13 protein-coding genes are annotated in these 14255 nt (G+C 71.3%); 7 read left to right on the top strand and 6 right to left on the bottom strand.

What is annotated here, in order from left to right:
• Window positions 1-57: 57 nt before the first annotated feature.
• The 3 genes from ABD665_RS09740 to ABD665_RS09730 all read right to left on the bottom strand — a co-directional run bounded on the left by ABD665_RS09740 (window position 58) and on the right by ABD665_RS09730 (window position 3303).
• Entirely contained in the window at window positions 58-936 is an 879-nt protein-coding gene (locus ABD665_RS09740; protein ID WP_344742108.1) for a carbohydrate ABC transporter permease, read from the bottom strand.
• Between the two features lie 76 nt (window positions 937-1012).
• The gene (locus tag ABD665_RS09735) at window positions 1013-1969 is read right to left on the bottom strand and encodes an ABC transporter permease subunit (RefSeq protein WP_204910834.1); all 957 of its coding nucleotides are present in this window, start codon (window positions 1967-1969) and stop codon (window positions 1013-1015) included.
• Window positions 1966-3303 (bottom strand): extracellular solute-binding protein, encoded by a 1338-nt coding sequence (locus ABD665_RS09730; RefSeq protein WP_204910835.1) that lies wholly within the window; start codon window positions 3301-3303, stop codon window positions 1966-1968. Before ABD665_RS09730 ends, ABD665_RS09735 begins: the two co-directional genes overlap by 4 nt.
• A gap of 195 nt (window positions 3304-3498) precedes the next feature.
• Here ABD665_RS09730 and ABD665_RS09725 point away from each other — a divergent pair, with 195 nt between their 5' ends.
• On the top strand, window positions 3499-4533 hold the full coding sequence (locus ABD665_RS09725; protein ID WP_204910836.1) for a substrate-binding domain-containing protein: 1035 nt from the start codon (window positions 3499-3501) through the stop codon (window positions 4531-4533).
• 18 nt (window positions 4534-4551) lie between these two features.
• Here ABD665_RS09725 and ABD665_RS09720 read toward each other — a convergent pair whose 3' ends face one another.
• Both ABD665_RS09720 and ABD665_RS09715 read right to left on the bottom strand, forming a co-directional pair.
• A complete protein-coding gene (locus ABD665_RS09720; RefSeq protein WP_344742104.1) occupies window positions 4552-6102 on the bottom strand; it encodes a sensor histidine kinase in 1551 nt (516 codons plus the stop codon).
• A gap of 110 nt (window positions 6103-6212) precedes the next feature.
• Entirely contained in the window at window positions 6213-6947 is a 735-nt protein-coding gene (locus ABD665_RS09715; RefSeq protein ID WP_204910838.1) for a response regulator, read from the bottom strand.
• 116 nt (window positions 6948-7063) lie between these two features.
• On the opposite strand from ABD665_RS09715, the gene ABD665_RS09710 reads away from it, so the two are divergent.
• Window positions 7064-7555 (top strand): RNA polymerase sigma factor, encoded by a 492-nt coding sequence (locus ABD665_RS09710; RefSeq protein WP_344742101.1) that lies wholly within the window; start codon window positions 7064-7066, stop codon window positions 7553-7555.
• Between the two features lie 15 nt (window positions 7556-7570).
• Here the strand turns inward: ABD665_RS09710 and ABD665_RS09705 are convergent, their stop codons facing one another.
• Window positions 7571-8086: a DoxX family membrane protein gene (locus ABD665_RS09705; RefSeq protein ID WP_204910839.1), complete on the bottom strand. Its 516-nt coding sequence runs from the start codon at window positions 8084-8086 to the stop codon at window positions 7571-7573.
• Between the two features lie 586 nt (window positions 8087-8672).
• Between ABD665_RS09705 and dnaK the strand changes: the two genes are divergently transcribed.
• The 5 genes from dnaK to ABD665_RS09680 all read left to right on the top strand — a co-directional run bounded on the left by dnaK (window position 8673) and on the right by ABD665_RS09680 (window position 14232).
• Window positions 8673-10559 (top strand): molecular chaperone DnaK, encoded by a 1887-nt coding sequence (gene dnaK, locus ABD665_RS09700; protein WP_204910840.1) that lies wholly within the window; start codon window positions 8673-8675, stop codon window positions 10557-10559.
• A complete protein-coding gene (gene grpE, locus ABD665_RS09695; RefSeq protein ID WP_204910841.1) occupies window positions 10556-11281 on the top strand; it encodes a nucleotide exchange factor GrpE in 726 nt (241 codons plus the stop codon). The genes dnaK and grpE overlap by 4 nt, the downstream gene beginning before the upstream one ends.
• A 32-nt stretch (window positions 11282-11313) precedes the next feature.
• Window positions 11314-12492 (top strand): molecular chaperone DnaJ, encoded by a 1179-nt coding sequence (gene dnaJ, locus ABD665_RS09690; protein WP_204910842.1) that lies wholly within the window; start codon window positions 11314-11316, stop codon window positions 12490-12492.
• Between the two features lie 53 nt (window positions 12493-12545).
• On the top strand, window positions 12546-12992 hold the full coding sequence (locus ABD665_RS09685; RefSeq protein ID WP_204910843.1) for a heat shock protein transcriptional repressor HspR: 447 nt from the start codon (window positions 12546-12548) through the stop codon (window positions 12990-12992).
• A 220-nt stretch (window positions 12993-13212) separates the two neighbouring features.
• Window positions 13213-14232 carry an LLM class flavin-dependent oxidoreductase gene (locus ABD665_RS09680; RefSeq protein ID WP_204910844.1) on the top strand — a complete coding sequence of 340 codons (1020 nt, stop codon included), beginning with the start codon at window positions 13213-13215 and terminating at the stop codon, window positions 14230-14232.
• Window positions 14233-14255 lie beyond the last annotated feature (23 nt).

Below are 14255 nucleotides of genomic sequence, written 5' to 3'. Positions count from 1 at the left end.
CTTTCTCGAGCGGGGGTTGGGCTGCGTCGCGGTGCGGTTCGTCGGTCGGCAGCGGGCTCAGCTGCCCGCGAGCGAGCCGCCGATCCCGCCGACGCTGAAGTAGCGGCCGAGGACGGCGAACACGAGCACCGGGGGCAGGGCCATGACGACCGCGCAGGCCATCACCGGCCCCCAGTCGGTCGCGTTCTGCTGGAAGAAGGTCTGCAGGCCGACGGGCAGCGTGAACTGCAGGTCCGAGCGCAGGAAGACCAGCGCGACGAGGTAGTCGTTCCAGGCCAGCAGGAACGAGAAGATCGCGGTCGACAGGACGCCCGGCAGCGAGTTCCGCAGCACGATTCGGACGAAGCCGCCGAAGACGGAGGCGCCGTCGATCCAGGCGGCCTCCTCCAGCGCCATCGGGATGGTGTCGAAGTAGGACGACATCATCCAGCAGGCGACCGAGACCGACGAGGCGACGTAGACGATCGCGACGCCCCAGATCGAGTCGACCAGGCCGAGCTTGGCGAACATGATGAAGAGCGGGATGACGAAGACCACGATCGGGAAGCTCTGGATCACGAAGATCAGCAGCGAGAAGCCCGCGACCCCCTTGCCCCGGCCGCGCGACAGCACGTAGCCCGCGGGCGCGGCGACGACCACGGACAGGACCGTCGCGGTCACGGCGACCAGGAGGCTGTTGCGGAGCCACCACAGGATGTTCGTGCTCTGGAAGATGTAGACGAAGGTCGACAGCGTCGGACCCGACTCCCCGGAGTAGAGGCGGGGCCGCAGCGCCAGCCACACGACGACCAGGATCGGGACGAGCGCGACCAGGGTGATGACCCCGACCAGCAGCGTGCGGCCCCAGCCCTCGCGCCGCCGCCGCGCCTCGACCAGGCGGGGGCGTACGGACGTCGGGTCGAGGGTCCGCGGACCCACCGTGGCCTGCGTGGTCATCGTGCCTCCGGGGCGGCGGTCGGACGGGCGGTGGCCCGGGTGGTCGGACGGGCTGAGGGGCGTACGGGCGAGGTCGTCACGCCATCGCCGATCGCCGGATCTGACGGAACAGCACGACCGAGACGACGACGAGGACGGCGGTCATGATGAACGACACCGCGACCCCGTAGCCGGGCAGGAAGTCCTGGAACACGGCGCGGTAGGCGAGCACCACCAGCGAGGTCGTCGCGTTCACGGGGCCGCCGCCGGTGAGGAGGTAGATGGTGGCGAAGTCGTTCACCGAGAACATCGCCATGAGGATCCAGCTGATGTAGGTGGACCGCGCCGTGACGGGCAGCGTGATGTGGCGCAGCTGCTGCCAGCGTGAGGCGCCGTCGACGGTGGCCGCCTCGTAGACCTGCTCGTCGACGGCCTCGAGGGCCGCAGCGGACATCATCATCATGAACGGGTAGCTGATCCAGACCTTGAACACGCAGACGGTGATCACCGCGAGGGTGGGGTTCGCGAGGAAGAGCACGTTCCCGAAGCCGAGCGCGCGGGCCAGCTCCGGCAGCAGGCTGTCGCGCGTCGCGACGAGCCAGTTCCAGCTCATCGACGAGACGACGACCGGCACGATCCAGGGCAGCAGGAGCAGCACCCGGAAGAGCGCCTGGCCGGGGAAGGCGCGGCGGGTGAGCAGGGCGAGGGCGTAGCCGACGACCCAGCTGCCGAAGACGCCGCACAGGGTGAAGACGAGGGTGAAGCGGGCCGCGGACCAGAAGGCCGGGTCGGTCAGGGCCGTGGTGTAGTTCTGCGCGCCGACGAGCGGGCCCAGCCGGATCAGGCCGCCACCGTGGACGGATTGGACCGCCGCGAACACCACGGGGTAGCCGTTGATCACCAGCATCAGCACGAGCGAGGGGAGCGCCAGCCCGGCCATCGTCGCCGTACGCCGCAGCCGCTCGTCACGGCGGGGTCGGGGCGCGGGCGAGGAGGCCTCCGCCGCAGACCCGGGGCGTGCGCTCGCGCCCCGGGTCGAGCCGAGCACGGTCACTTGGTGACTTTTTCGAGGCCCGCCTGCAGGGTCTCCAGGAGCGCGCGGGAGTCCGTCTTGCCCGCGACGATCTGCTGGACGAAGCCCGCGCTGGCCGCGCCGCCGTCGACGGCGTTCAGCGAGGCGAACGCGGCGGGGGCCTGGGCGCCGATGGTCTTGCCGATCGGCTGCCACTCGTCGATCGAGCGGACGAGGTTCTTGTTCTGCTGGATGACGGGCAGCTGGGCGATGCTCTGCTTCACCGGCAGGTCCGTCGTGACGCCCTCGGTCCAGAAGGTGTGGATCTGGTCGAGGTACCAGGCGAGGAAGGCCTCGGACGACGCCTGCGACGGCGTCGTCGTGAACATCATCAGCGGGTTGATGTAGTAGACGGTGCCCTTGTCCCCGTGCGGCCCGGCGATCGGGCTGGCGACCTCGACGTCGCTCTGGTCCGCCTCGGGAAGGGTCTTGTCGAGCCCGGTCTGCGCCCAGCCCATCCCGACGCGGCCCTTGACCCAGTCGCCGGTCAGGTTGTCGCTCGTGTAGCTGGCCGCGTTCGGGTCGATGATCCCCTTGGCGACGCACTCGCGCAGGAAGTCCATCGTCTCGATGTTCCGGTCGGTGACGCAGTCGGGCGTGCCGTCGGGAGCGAACATCCCGCCGCCGTTGTTGATCATCAGGGCCGAGACGGTGTGCTGGGCGTCCGTCGTCGTGCTTCCGGCGGCCAGCGCCAGCCCGGTGACGCCGATCTTGGCCAGCTTCGTGCCGGTCGCGATGAAGGAGTCCCAGTCGGTGGGGACGTCCGCGCCGGCCTTCTCGAGCAGCGAGGTCCGCGTCCAGAGCACGCGCAGGTCGAGCGACCACGGCACTGCGGCGTACCCCTGCGAGGTCTTCATCTGGTCGAGGATCCCGGGGAGGAAGTCGTTCGTCTTGTTCGTGTCGAGCAGCTTCACCAGGTCGTCGGCGGGCGCCACGACGCCCTGCTCGATGAAGGAGAACGGCAGGAACGCGGCGCCGGAGCTCACGGCCGGGGTCGTGCGCGAGGCCGCTGCCGACGTGAACGTTTGGTACCAGTTCGACCAGGGGACCGACTGGTAGGTGACGCCGAGGCTGTCGCCGCTCGGGGCGTACGCGCTGACGGCCTGCTTGGCCGACGCGGTGTAGGCGGCGCCGGAGCCCCAGACCATGTCCCAGAAGGTCATCGTGCCGCCGGCCGGCGCGGCGCCGCTCGTCCCGGGGACCTGCGGGCTGCAGGCGGAGAAGCCGAACGTGGCGGCCCCCGCGGAGGCCAGCGACCCCAGCAGCAGGGACCGGCGCGAGACCGGCCGGCCGAGAGGGGAAGAACCAGGTCCCATGATCAAACTCCCTTGTCTGAGGTGTCGAGCGGTCCCGGATCTCGCAGGAGAAACCGGTTTCTCGCAGTACGCAGGACGATAGGGGAAACCGGTTTCTCCGTCAAGGAGTAGCGTGTCGTCCCCCCGGAGAGCGGTGGACCGGCGTCCTGCCGGGGAGGTGGGCCGGACCGGTCGGGGCGAGCGAGGAGGTGACGGGTGGCGCGTACGACCATCACCGACGTCGCCCGCGCGGCCGGGGTGAGCAAGGGCGCTGCGTCCAAGGCGTTGAACGGCCACAAGGGCGTGTCCGACGCGACCCGCGTCCGCGTGCACGAGGCGGCGGCCGCCCTGGGCTGGTCGCCCAACGCCGCCGCCCGCGCGCTGTCGGGGGCCCGGGCCGGGGCGGTGGGCTGGGCGCTGCTGCGCTCGCCCAAGTCGGCCTCGGTCGACCCCTTCTTCGTGGAGATGTTCTCCGGCGTCGAGCTCGAGCTGGCCAGCACCGACCTCTCGCTGATCGTCAAGCTGGTCTTCTCCCACGAGCAGGAGCTCGACCTCTACCGCCGCTGGGCGGCCGAGCGGCGGGTCGACGGCGTCATGCTGACCGACATCTACGTCGACGACCCGCGGCCCGCGGTCCTGCAGGAGCTCGAGCTCCCCCTCGTCGCCTTCTTCCCGGGAGCTCCGACGGAGGTCCCGGCACCCGGCGTCCCGTTCGTCTGGGCGGACCAGGCGCTCAGCGTCCACGCGCTCCTCGACCACGCGTACGCGCTCGGCCACCGTCGGGTCGGCTGGATCGAGGGCGACCCCGCGAAGGTGGCGCCGGTCCTGCGGAAGCGGCTGAGCGCGGCTTGGGCTGCGGAGCACGGGGTCGAGATCACGACGATCTTCACCGACCACAGCCCCGAGCAGGGTGCGGCGGCCGCCCTCGAGCTCCTGGCCCGTGACCGGCCGCCGACCTTCATCGTCTTCGACAACGACGTGATGGCGCTGACCGGCCTCTCGGTCTGCCTGGAGGCCGGGCTGTCGGTCCCGGAGGACATCGCGCTCGCCTCGTTCGTCGACTCGCCGCTGTGCGCCGCGTCGACCCCGGCGCTCACCGCGCTGCACCATCCGATCGCCGACCAGGGCCGCGTCATGACGCGACGCCTCGTCGAGGTGCTCGAGAGCGGCGGTGACGACGACGAGCTGGGGACGGAGGTTCCGGGGACCGTGCTCGTGCCGCGGCGCAGCACCGGACCCGTGGGGCGCTGACGCCGCTGCGGGGGAGCGTCAGGCGACGCCGGCGGTGCTCGGACGGTTGAGCGTGGGTCCCGTCGCGGTGGCGAGGGGCAGCGTCACGACGAACGCCGTGTGCCCGGGCCGGCTCGACACCGCGACCGAGCCGTGGTGCGCCTCCACCACCGCGGCCACGATCGCGAGCCCGAGGCCCGTGCTGCGCCCGGTCTGCGCGCCCGGCGTCCGGACCCGGCTGACCTCGGCCCGCGTGAAGCGCTCGAAGACGCGGTTCTGGATGTCCTCGGGGATGCCCGGGCCGGAGTCGGTCACGGTCACCACCGTGTCCGTCCCGGCGACGGCGACGGAGGCGCTCACCCGGGTCCCGGGCGGCGTGTGCGTCCGCGCGTTGGCGAGCAGGTTGGCGACCACCTGGTGCAGCCGGTAGCGGTCGCCGAGGGCGACCACCGGCTCGGGCGGCAGGTCGAGCTGCCAGACGTGGTCCGGACCGGCGGCGCGGGCGTCGCTCAGGGCGTTGATCACGACCTCGCTGAGGTCGACCGGGGCGACGTCGAGGTTGGGCCCGGAGTCGAGGCGCGCGAGCAGGAGGAGGTCCTCGACGAGGTACGACATCCGCTCGGCCTCGGCCTCGACGCGGCTCATGGCGAAGGCGGCGTTCTCCGACATCGAGGAGCGCTCGCGCCGGGTGAGCTCGGCGTAGCCGCGGATCGCGGCGAGCGGGTTGCGCAGCTCGTGCGAGGCGTCGGCGACGAACTGGCGCACCTTGGTCTCGCTCGCCTGCCGAGCCGCGAGCGCGTCCTCGACGTTGTTGAGCATGTGGTTGAACGCCTGCCCCACGCGCCCGACCTCCGACGTCGGGTCGGCGTCCTCGGGCGGGACGCGTACGGCCAGCGCCACCTCGCCCCGGTCGAGCGGGAGCTGCGACACCTGCTGCGCGGTGGCGGCCACCCGGTTCAGGGGACGGAGGCTGCGGCGGACGACCGTGCGGGACCCGGCCACCGCCGCCATGACGGCGAGCGCGGCGAGGACGGCCTCGAGCCCCACGAGCTGGATGAGCTGGTGGTTGACCTCCTCCAGCGGCAGGCCGACGACGATCGACTGGACCAGCGTCCCGTTGGTGTCCCGTACCTCGAAGCCCGAGACGAGGTACTGCCCGAGCCCCGGCAGCGCGGCCGTCTCCTCGGCACCGTTCGCCTTCACGTCGTCCAGGCGGTCGATGGCGCTCGCGGGCAGGCGCTCGACGTTGAACGAGGAGCTGTTGTTCGCGCGGCTCTCGACGAGGCGGCCGCTGTCCTTGAGCGACCCGTCGCCGTTGAAGATGACCGCCAGGGTCCCGACGGGCTGCCCCGGACGAAGCAGCGTGGTGTCGGGCCCGCGGCCCGGATCGCCGTAGCCGCTGCCGGGGAAGCGGACCCGCCCGGTGACGGTGTCGAGCTGCCGCCCGACCTCGCGCACGAGCAGCTGTCGGGTGGCGAGGAACGTGGCCGCGCTGAGCAGCACCGCCGCGAGGGCGACCATCGCCGTCACCCGGACGACCAGGCGCCGTGCCAACGTCCCGGGACCGAAGGCGCCGGCCCCGGCGGGCACGGGCGTCGACCCCGGAGGGACCACGAGAACGTCCGGCTGCGGCTGCGGCTGCGGCTGCGGACCTGCGGCAGGAGCGTCCGGGCCGAGGAACTCCGGTCCGCTCGCGGACATCAGCTTGCGGGGCGCAGGACGTAGCCCGCGCCGCGCATGGTGTGGATCATCGGCGGGCGGTCGACGTCGATCTTCTTGCGCAGGTAGGAGATGTAGAGCTCGACGACGTTGGCCTGGCCGCCGAAGTCGTAGTTCCAGACGCGGTCGAGGATCTGCGCCTTCGACAGCACCCGGCGCGGGTTGCGCATCAGGTAGCGCAGCAGCTCGAACTCGGTCGCGGTCAGCGAGATCTCGGTGCCGCCGCGGGTCACCTCGTGGCTGTCCTCGTCCAGGGTCAGGTCGCCGACCACGAGGGTCGAGTCGCTGCGCGTGGAGGTGGCGCCGCTGCGGCGCAGCAGGGCGCGCAGGCGGGCGATGACCTCCTCCAGGCTGAAGGGCTTGGTCACGTAGTCGTCGCCGCCGGCGGTGAGCCCGCCGATGCGGTCCTCGACGGCGTCCTTGGCGGTCAGGAAGATGACCGGGACGTCGGGGTCCTCCGTACGGATCCGCCGCATCACCTCGAGCCCGTCGAAGTCGGGCAGCATCATGTCGAGCACGATCGCGTCGGGGCGGACCTCGCGCGCGGCCTTGACCGCGGTCGTCCCCGAGCTCGCCGTGGTGACCTGCCAGCCCTCGTAGCGCATGGCCATCGACAGCAGCTCGGTCAGGCTCGACTCGTCGTCGACCGCGAGCACGCGGATCGGCGTCCCGTCGGGGCGGGTGAGCGGTGCGGCGGCGGTGTCGGTTCGGGCCATGGCCTCAGGTTCGCATCGTGGGGTGGTGCTGGGCTGTGCCTATTCTGTCAACTTCCTGTGAAGCCGGGGGACTGCGCGGCGGGTCCTTCGTCAGCGCCGCGGGTTAGCGTCGCGGGGTGCCGGGGCTGCCACCGTTCGACCGCGTCGTGCGGGAGCACGGGCCCGTCGTGCTGCGCGTCTGCCGGGCGGTCCTGGGCGCGTCCGGCGAGGCCGACGACGCCTGGCAGGAGACGTTCCTGGCGGCGCTGCGCGCCTACCCCGACCTCGACCCGGCGACGAACCTGCAGGCCTGGCTGGTCACCGTGGCGCACCGCAAGGCGGTCGACGTCGTCCGGAGCGAGCGCCGGCGGGCCGTGCCGACGGACACGGTGGGCGACGGACCCGTCGGCCCCGCAGCCGACGAGCCCGGCGGGGCGGCGGAGGCGGTCGCGGTGCGGGAGGCGGTGGCCGCCCTGCCGGAACGGCAGCGCTGGGCCGTCACCCTGCACCACCTGGGCGGGCTGAGCTGGGCCGAGGTGGCCCTGGTCGTCGGGGGCACGGAGGCGGCCGCACGCCGGGCCGGTGCCGACGGGGTGGCGGCGCTACGGCGTACGGGCGGCTGGGACTAGGCCGGGGGAGAGCGGTCAGACGTTCGCGCGCACCGGGAAGGCGCGCGGCGGGACGGCCGGGTCGTCCGTGGTCTCGACGGGCTCGTCGGCCTCGACGGGCTGCTTCTTGCGGCGGAAGACCCGGTCCAGGCTGACGACGCCGCCGCCGGACACGAGGAACAGGAGCCCGAGCAGGCCCAGCGCCACGGAGTACTCGAAGCCGCCGTTGTAGGTGCCGTCGGCGTTCAGCAGGTCGGGACCCTTGTAGTAGCTCGTCCACACGATCGTCAGCACCTGCTGGACCAGGACGCCCAGGCCGACCAGCGGCGTCAGGGCGCCGAGGATGAGGAAGATCCCGCCGACGATCTCGAACGTCGTCGCGCCGTACGCGGCGATCTCGGGGTAGGGCGTCGAGAACTGCGCCAGGTACTCCGTCTGGGTGGAGATGCCGGCCTGGTAGCGGTGGGCGCCGTGCAGCAGCAGGATGCCGCCCAGCCCGAGCCGCGCGACCAGCAGCGCGAAGCTGCGCCAGAACGAGACGAAGCGGCTCATGGGATCTCCTGTGCAGGGTGGCGCCGACAGCGTCGACGCTAGTCAGCCCGCGTGTCCGGAGCGGGGTGCCACGCCGGGGTCATCGGCACCGACCACCGTCGTACGCCCTCCGCTCGACCGTCGCGCACACCCTGTTCGCGGAGGCACACCCTGTTCGCGGAGGCACACCCTGTTCGCGGAGGCACACCCTGCTCGCGGAGGCACACCCTGCAGGGTGTGCCTCCGTCAGGACGGTGTGCCTTCGTCAGGACGGTGTGCCTTCGTCAGGACGGTGTGCCTTCGTCAGGACGGTGTGCCTTCGTCAGGACGGTGTGCCTTCGTCAGGACGGTGTGCCTTCGTCAGGACGGTGTGCCTTCGTCGGAACGGTGTGCCTCGAGCGCTCGTTCGCGACCCGTACGAACCCCCGACCAGGTGCGGGCCGCCGAGGAACAACCCTGGTTGAGCCCCGAAGGCTCAACCTGGATTGAGGGAATGATCCTGCCGGTGGCATAGTTGAGCCAGGTGCACTCAAGGACGACCGGGAGATCCCGGGGAACGTCCGGAAGCACCGGAAGACCACACTCCCAATCTGGAGGAACACACACCATGGCTCGTGCAGTCGGCATCGACCTGGGCACGACGAACTCCGTCGTCGCCGTGCTCGAGGGTGGGGAACCCACCGTCATCCCCAACGCCGAGGGCAGCCGCACCACCCCCTCGGTGGTCGCCTTCACCAAGGGTGGCGAGGTCCTGGTCGGCGAGGTCGCCAAGCGCCAGGCCGTCACCAACGTCGATCGCACCATCCGGTCCGTCAAGCGCCACATGGGCACCGACTGGACCGTCAAGATCGACGACAAGTCCTACCGTCCCCAGCAGATCAGCGCGTTCGTGCTGCAGAAGCTGAAGCGGGACGCCGAGGCCTACCTCGGTGAGTCCGTCACCAACGCCGTGATCACCGTGCCGGCGTACTTCTCGGACGCCGAGCGCCAGGCCACCAAGGAGGCCGGCGAGATCGCGGGCCTGACCGTGGACCGCATCATCAACGAGCCCACCGCGGCCGCGCTCGCGTATGGCCTCGACAAGGGCGGCTCCGACCAGACGATCCTCGTCTTCGACCTCGGTGGTGGCACGTTCGACGTGTCGCTGCTGGAGATCGGTGACGGCGTCTTCGAGGTCAAGGCCACCAAGGGCGACAACCGCCTCGGCGGCGACGACTGGGACTCCCGGATCGTCGACTGGCTGGTCAAGCAGTTCAAGAACAAGAACGGCACCGACCTCAGCCAGGACAAGATCGCCAAGCAGCGCCTGCAGGAGGCTGCGGAGAAGGCGAAGATCGAGCTGTCGAGCGCGAGCGAGACCTCGATCAACCTCCCGTACATCACGCTCGGCGCCTCGGGCCCGCTGCACCTGGAGGAGAAGCTCACGCGCTCCGAGTTCCAGCGCCTGACCTCCGACCTGCTCGACCGCTGCCGCACCCCGTTCAACGCGGTGCTCGGCGACGCGAACATCAGCGTCGGCAAGATCGACCACGTCATCCTCGTCGGCGGCTCCACCCGCATGCCGGCCGTCGCCGACCTGGTCAAGGAGCTCACGGGCGGCAAGGAGCCGAACAAGTCGGTCAACCCCGACGAGGTCGTCGCCCTCGGCGCCAGCCTGCAGGCCGGTGTGCTCAAGGGTGAGGTCAAGGACGTCCTGCTGCTCGACGTCACCCCGCTGAGCCTCGGCATCGAGACCAAGGGTGGCGTGATGACCAAGATCATCGAGCGCAACACCACGATCCCGACCAAGCGCTCCGAGGTCTTCACCACGGCCGACGACAACCAGCCGTCCGTGATGATCCAGGTCTACCAGGGCGAGCGTGACTTCGCCCGCGACAATAAGTCGCTCGGCAACTTCGAGCTGACCGGCCTGCCGCCGGCCCCCCGTGGCGTGCCGCAGATCGAGGTCGCGTTCGACATCGACGCCAACGGCATCGTCCACGTGCACGCCAAGGACCTCGCCACCGGCAAGGAGCAGTCCATGCAGATCACGGGCGGTTCCGCCCTGGGCAAGGACGACATCAGCCGGATGGTCCAGGAGGCCGAGGCGCACGCCGAGGAGGACCGCAAGCGTCGCGAGGCGATCGAGCTCCGCAACGAGGCCGACAACCTGGTCTTCCGCACGGAGAAGCTGATCAGCGAGAACGCCGACAAGATCGACGACGCCACCAAGGCGCCCGTCGAGGAGGCCATCGCCGAGGTCAAGACCGCGCTCGAGGGCACGGACGACGACGCGGTGAAGTCGGCCGTCGAGAAGCTGAACACCACGGCCGCCCAGCTGGGTCAGTCCATGTACGCCGCCGCGCAGGCGTCGCAGCAGGGCTCGACCGACGGCGCGACCGACGGTCAGTCGGCCGACGGCTCGTCGTCGAACGGCGCCAGCGCTGACGACGACGACGTGGTCGACGCCGAGGTCATCGACGACGACAACAGCAACGCCGGTTCCGCTCGATGAGCTCCGACCCAGGGTCCGACCCCGGGCGCAGCGGGGACCACGAGCAGGGCGAGCAGAGCGGGCCGACGGTCCGCGACCGTCGCCGCATCGACCCGGACACCTACCAGGTGCGGGAGCCGCAGGACGCGGCTCCCGCCCCCGGCGGGGCCCCCGGCACGACCAACCCCTCCAGCGAGCATGGCGACATCCCGGTCGCAGAGAAGGACAGCAGCGTGACCGAGCTCGAGACGGCGCTGGCCGAGCGGACCGCTGACCTGCAGCGGCTGCAGGCCGAGTACGTCAACTACAAGCGCCGCGTCGACCGGGACCGCGACGTGGCCCGCAAGACGGGCGAGGAGTCGGTCCTGAAGGACCTGCTCGGCGTCCTCGACGACGTCCGTTCGGCGGAGGAGCACGGCGAGCTGACCGGCGCGTTCAAGGCGGTGGGCGACGAGGTCGTCCGCGTGACCGCCAAGCACGGGCTGGTGGCGTTCGGCGAGAAGGGTGACCCCTTCGACCCGCACGTGCACGAGGCGCTGCTGCACTCCCTGTCGCCCGACGTGACCGGGCCGACGTGCGTGGAGATCCTGCAGCCCGGCTACCGGGTGGGCGAGCGCGTGCTGCGCCCGGCCAGGGTCGCCGTCGCGGAGCCGGACGGCTCGTCTCCCGAGCCCGTCGCGGAGCCGACCCCGGGCACGGCCGAGACCGTGACGGACGAGCCCCGCTCGTCCGAGCAGGCCTAGAAACCCCCTGACCTCCTGAGAGGAGGCGTGCGATGAGCACCAAGGACTGGATCGAGAAGGACTTCTACAAGGTCCTCGGCGTCTCGAAGGACGCCAAGCCCGAGGAGATCAAGAAGGCCTACCGCAAGCTGGCCCGGGACAACCACCCGGACCAGAACCCGGGGAACCCGGCGGCGGAGCAGCGCTTCAAAGACGTCTCCGAGGCGAACGACGTGCTCTCCCACACGGAGAAGCGCAAGGAGTACGACGAGGCTCGCCGGCTGTTCGGCGGGGGCGGCTTCCGCTTCCCCGGCTCGAACGGCGGCGGCCGCGGGCAGGGCGGGCCCTCCATGGAGGACCTGTTCCGCAACGCGGGCGGCGCGGCGGGCGACGCCGGGCTGGGTGACCTGTTCGGCGGGCTCTTCGGCCAGAACGGGCAGACGCGTACGCGGACCTCGACGACCCGCGGCCCCCGTCGGGGCAGCGACGTCGAGGGCGAGGTGACGGTCGACTTCACCGACTCGATCCAGGGCGTCACCGTCCCGATGCAGATGGTGTCCGACGCCGCGTGCGACGCCTGCCACGGCACCGGCGCCAAGGCCGGGACCGTCCCGAAGGTCTGCCCGACCTGCGAGGGCAGCGGGATGCAGACCTCGGCCGCGGGCGGCGTCTTCGCCGTCACCGAGCCGTGCCGCGACTGCCGCGGCCGCGGCATGGTGGTCGAGGACCCCTGCCCGATCTGCCACGGCTCCGGCCGCGCGCGGTCGACCCGGACCATGCAGGTCCGGATCCCCGCGGGCGTCACCGACGGTCAGCGGATCCGGCTCAAGGGCAAGGGCGGTGCCGGCGAGAACGGCGGCGCGGCCGGCGACCTCTACGTCGTCGTCCACGTCAGCCAGCACGCGATCTTCGGACGCAAGGCCGACAACCTCACCCTGACCGCGCCCGTCACGTTCAACGAGGCGGCGCTCGGCGCGGAGATCGAGGTGCCGACGCTCGACGGCGGCCCGGTCAAGCTGCGCGTCCCGCAGGGCACGCCCAACGGGCGGACCTTCCGGGTCCGCGGCAAGGGCGTGACCAAGCGCGACGGCGGCAAGGGCGACCTGCTCGTCACCGTCGAGGTGGTCGTGCCGCAGTCGCTCAACGAGCAGGCCCGCGAGGCGCTCACCTCGTACGGCGAGGCCGTCGGTGCGGGCAACCCGCGGGCGCGGCTCTTCGCCCGGACGACCTGAGCCGACCCACCGCAGGACCACGACAGACGAGACACCGGCGCGAAGGAGGAACGATGACGGCAGAACACGGAGCTGACCCCCAGCACGTGCCGAGCCACATCGACCACGACGCGCCGGTGTTCGTCATCTCGGTCGCGGCGCAGCTCGCGGGCATGCACCCGCAGACCCTGCGTACGTACGACCGGATGGGCCTGGTGGTGCCCCGCCGCACGGCCAAGCGCGGCCGGCGCTACTCGCGCCGCGACGTCGCCCGCCTCCGCCTCGTCCAGCGCCTCAGCCAGGACGAGGGCGTCAACCTCGAGGGCATCCGTCGCGTCCTGGTGATGCAGGACGAGATCGACGAGCTGCGCACCCGGGTGAACGACCTGACCCAGCTGCTGCACCTCGTCCGCTCCGCCCCGCCGGGGAGCCGGGTCTTCACGGCCGACCCCGCCGGCGGCGTCCAGATGGGCGGGGCCGACCGCCCCTGGCGCGCCCCCCGCGCCATCGGCTCGCGCTGAGCAGAACGCCCGCTGAGCCTGTCGAAGGGCCCAGCAACGCTCCCTGAGCCTGTCGAAGGGCCCAGCAACGCCCCCTGAGCCTGTCGAAGGGCCTCGAAGAGGTCGGCTCCTGTTCTCGCATCGGGCGCCGACCACTCCGTGGCCCTTCGACAAGCTCAGGGGGCGTTCTGCGCTCCAAGCCTGGCGGAAGATTTAGGCTTCAACTAGTGTTGAGGACACCATGAAGAAGATCGGCTTCCTGTCCTTCGGTCACTGGAACCCGTCGCCGCACTCGCAGACGCAGTCGGCCTCGGACGTCCTGCACCAGACCATCGACCTCGCGGTGGGCGCGGAGGAGCTCGGCGTTGACGGCGCGTACGTGCGTGTGCACCACTTCGCGCGCCAGCTCGCGTCGCCGTTCCCGCTGCTCGCGGCGATGGCCGCCCGGACCAGCACCATCGAGCTGGGTACCGGCGTCATCGACATGCGCTATGAGAACCCGCTCTACATGGCCGAGGACGCCGGTTCGGCGGACCTCATCAGCAACGGGCGCCTGCAGCTCGGCGTGAGCCGGGGATCGCCCGAGCAGGTCGTCGACGGCTACCGCTACTTCGGCTACGTCCCCCGCGAGGGCACGGACCACGCCGACATGGCGCGCGAGCACACGCAGGTCTTCCTGCAGGTGCTGGAGGGCGAGGGCTTCGCCCAGCCGAACCCGCGCCCGATGTTCGCGAACCCGCCCGGCCTGCTGCGCCTCGAGCCGCACGCCCCGGGCCTGCGCGACCGCATCTGGTGGGGCGCCGGCACCCGCGCGACGGCAGAGTGGACCGCCCAGCAGGGCATGAACCTGATGAGCTCCACGCTGCTGTCCGAGGACACCGGCGTGCCGTTCCACCAGCTGCAGGCCGAGCAGATCCAGGTCTTCCGCGACGCGTGGGCCGCGGCCGGCCACGAGCGCACCCCGCGGGTCTCGGTCAGCCGGAGCGTCTTCCCGATCACGACCGATCTCGACCGGGCCTACTTCGGCCGGGAGACCCGCAGCTCCGACCAGGTCGGGATCCTCGACGGCGGCGCGGCGCGCTTCGGCAAGACGTACGCCGGCGAGATCGAGGACCTGGTCCGCGACCTCAAGGAGGACGAGGCGGTGGACGCGGCGGACACGCTGCTGCTCACCATCCCGAACCAGCTGGGCGTCGAGTACAACCTGCACATCCTGGAGTCGATCGTGAAGGACGTGGCCCCGGCCCTCGGCTGGCGCTGACCCTCACCTCGACATCAACGGGG

The organism is Microlunatus spumicola, assembly GCF_039536445.1.
Lineage (GTDB): Bacteria > Actinomycetota > Actinomycetes > Propionibacteriales > Propionibacteriaceae > Microlunatus > Microlunatus spumicola.
Note: the sequence above shows the minus strand (reverse complement) of the source record. Positions and strands in the feature narration are given on the sequence as shown.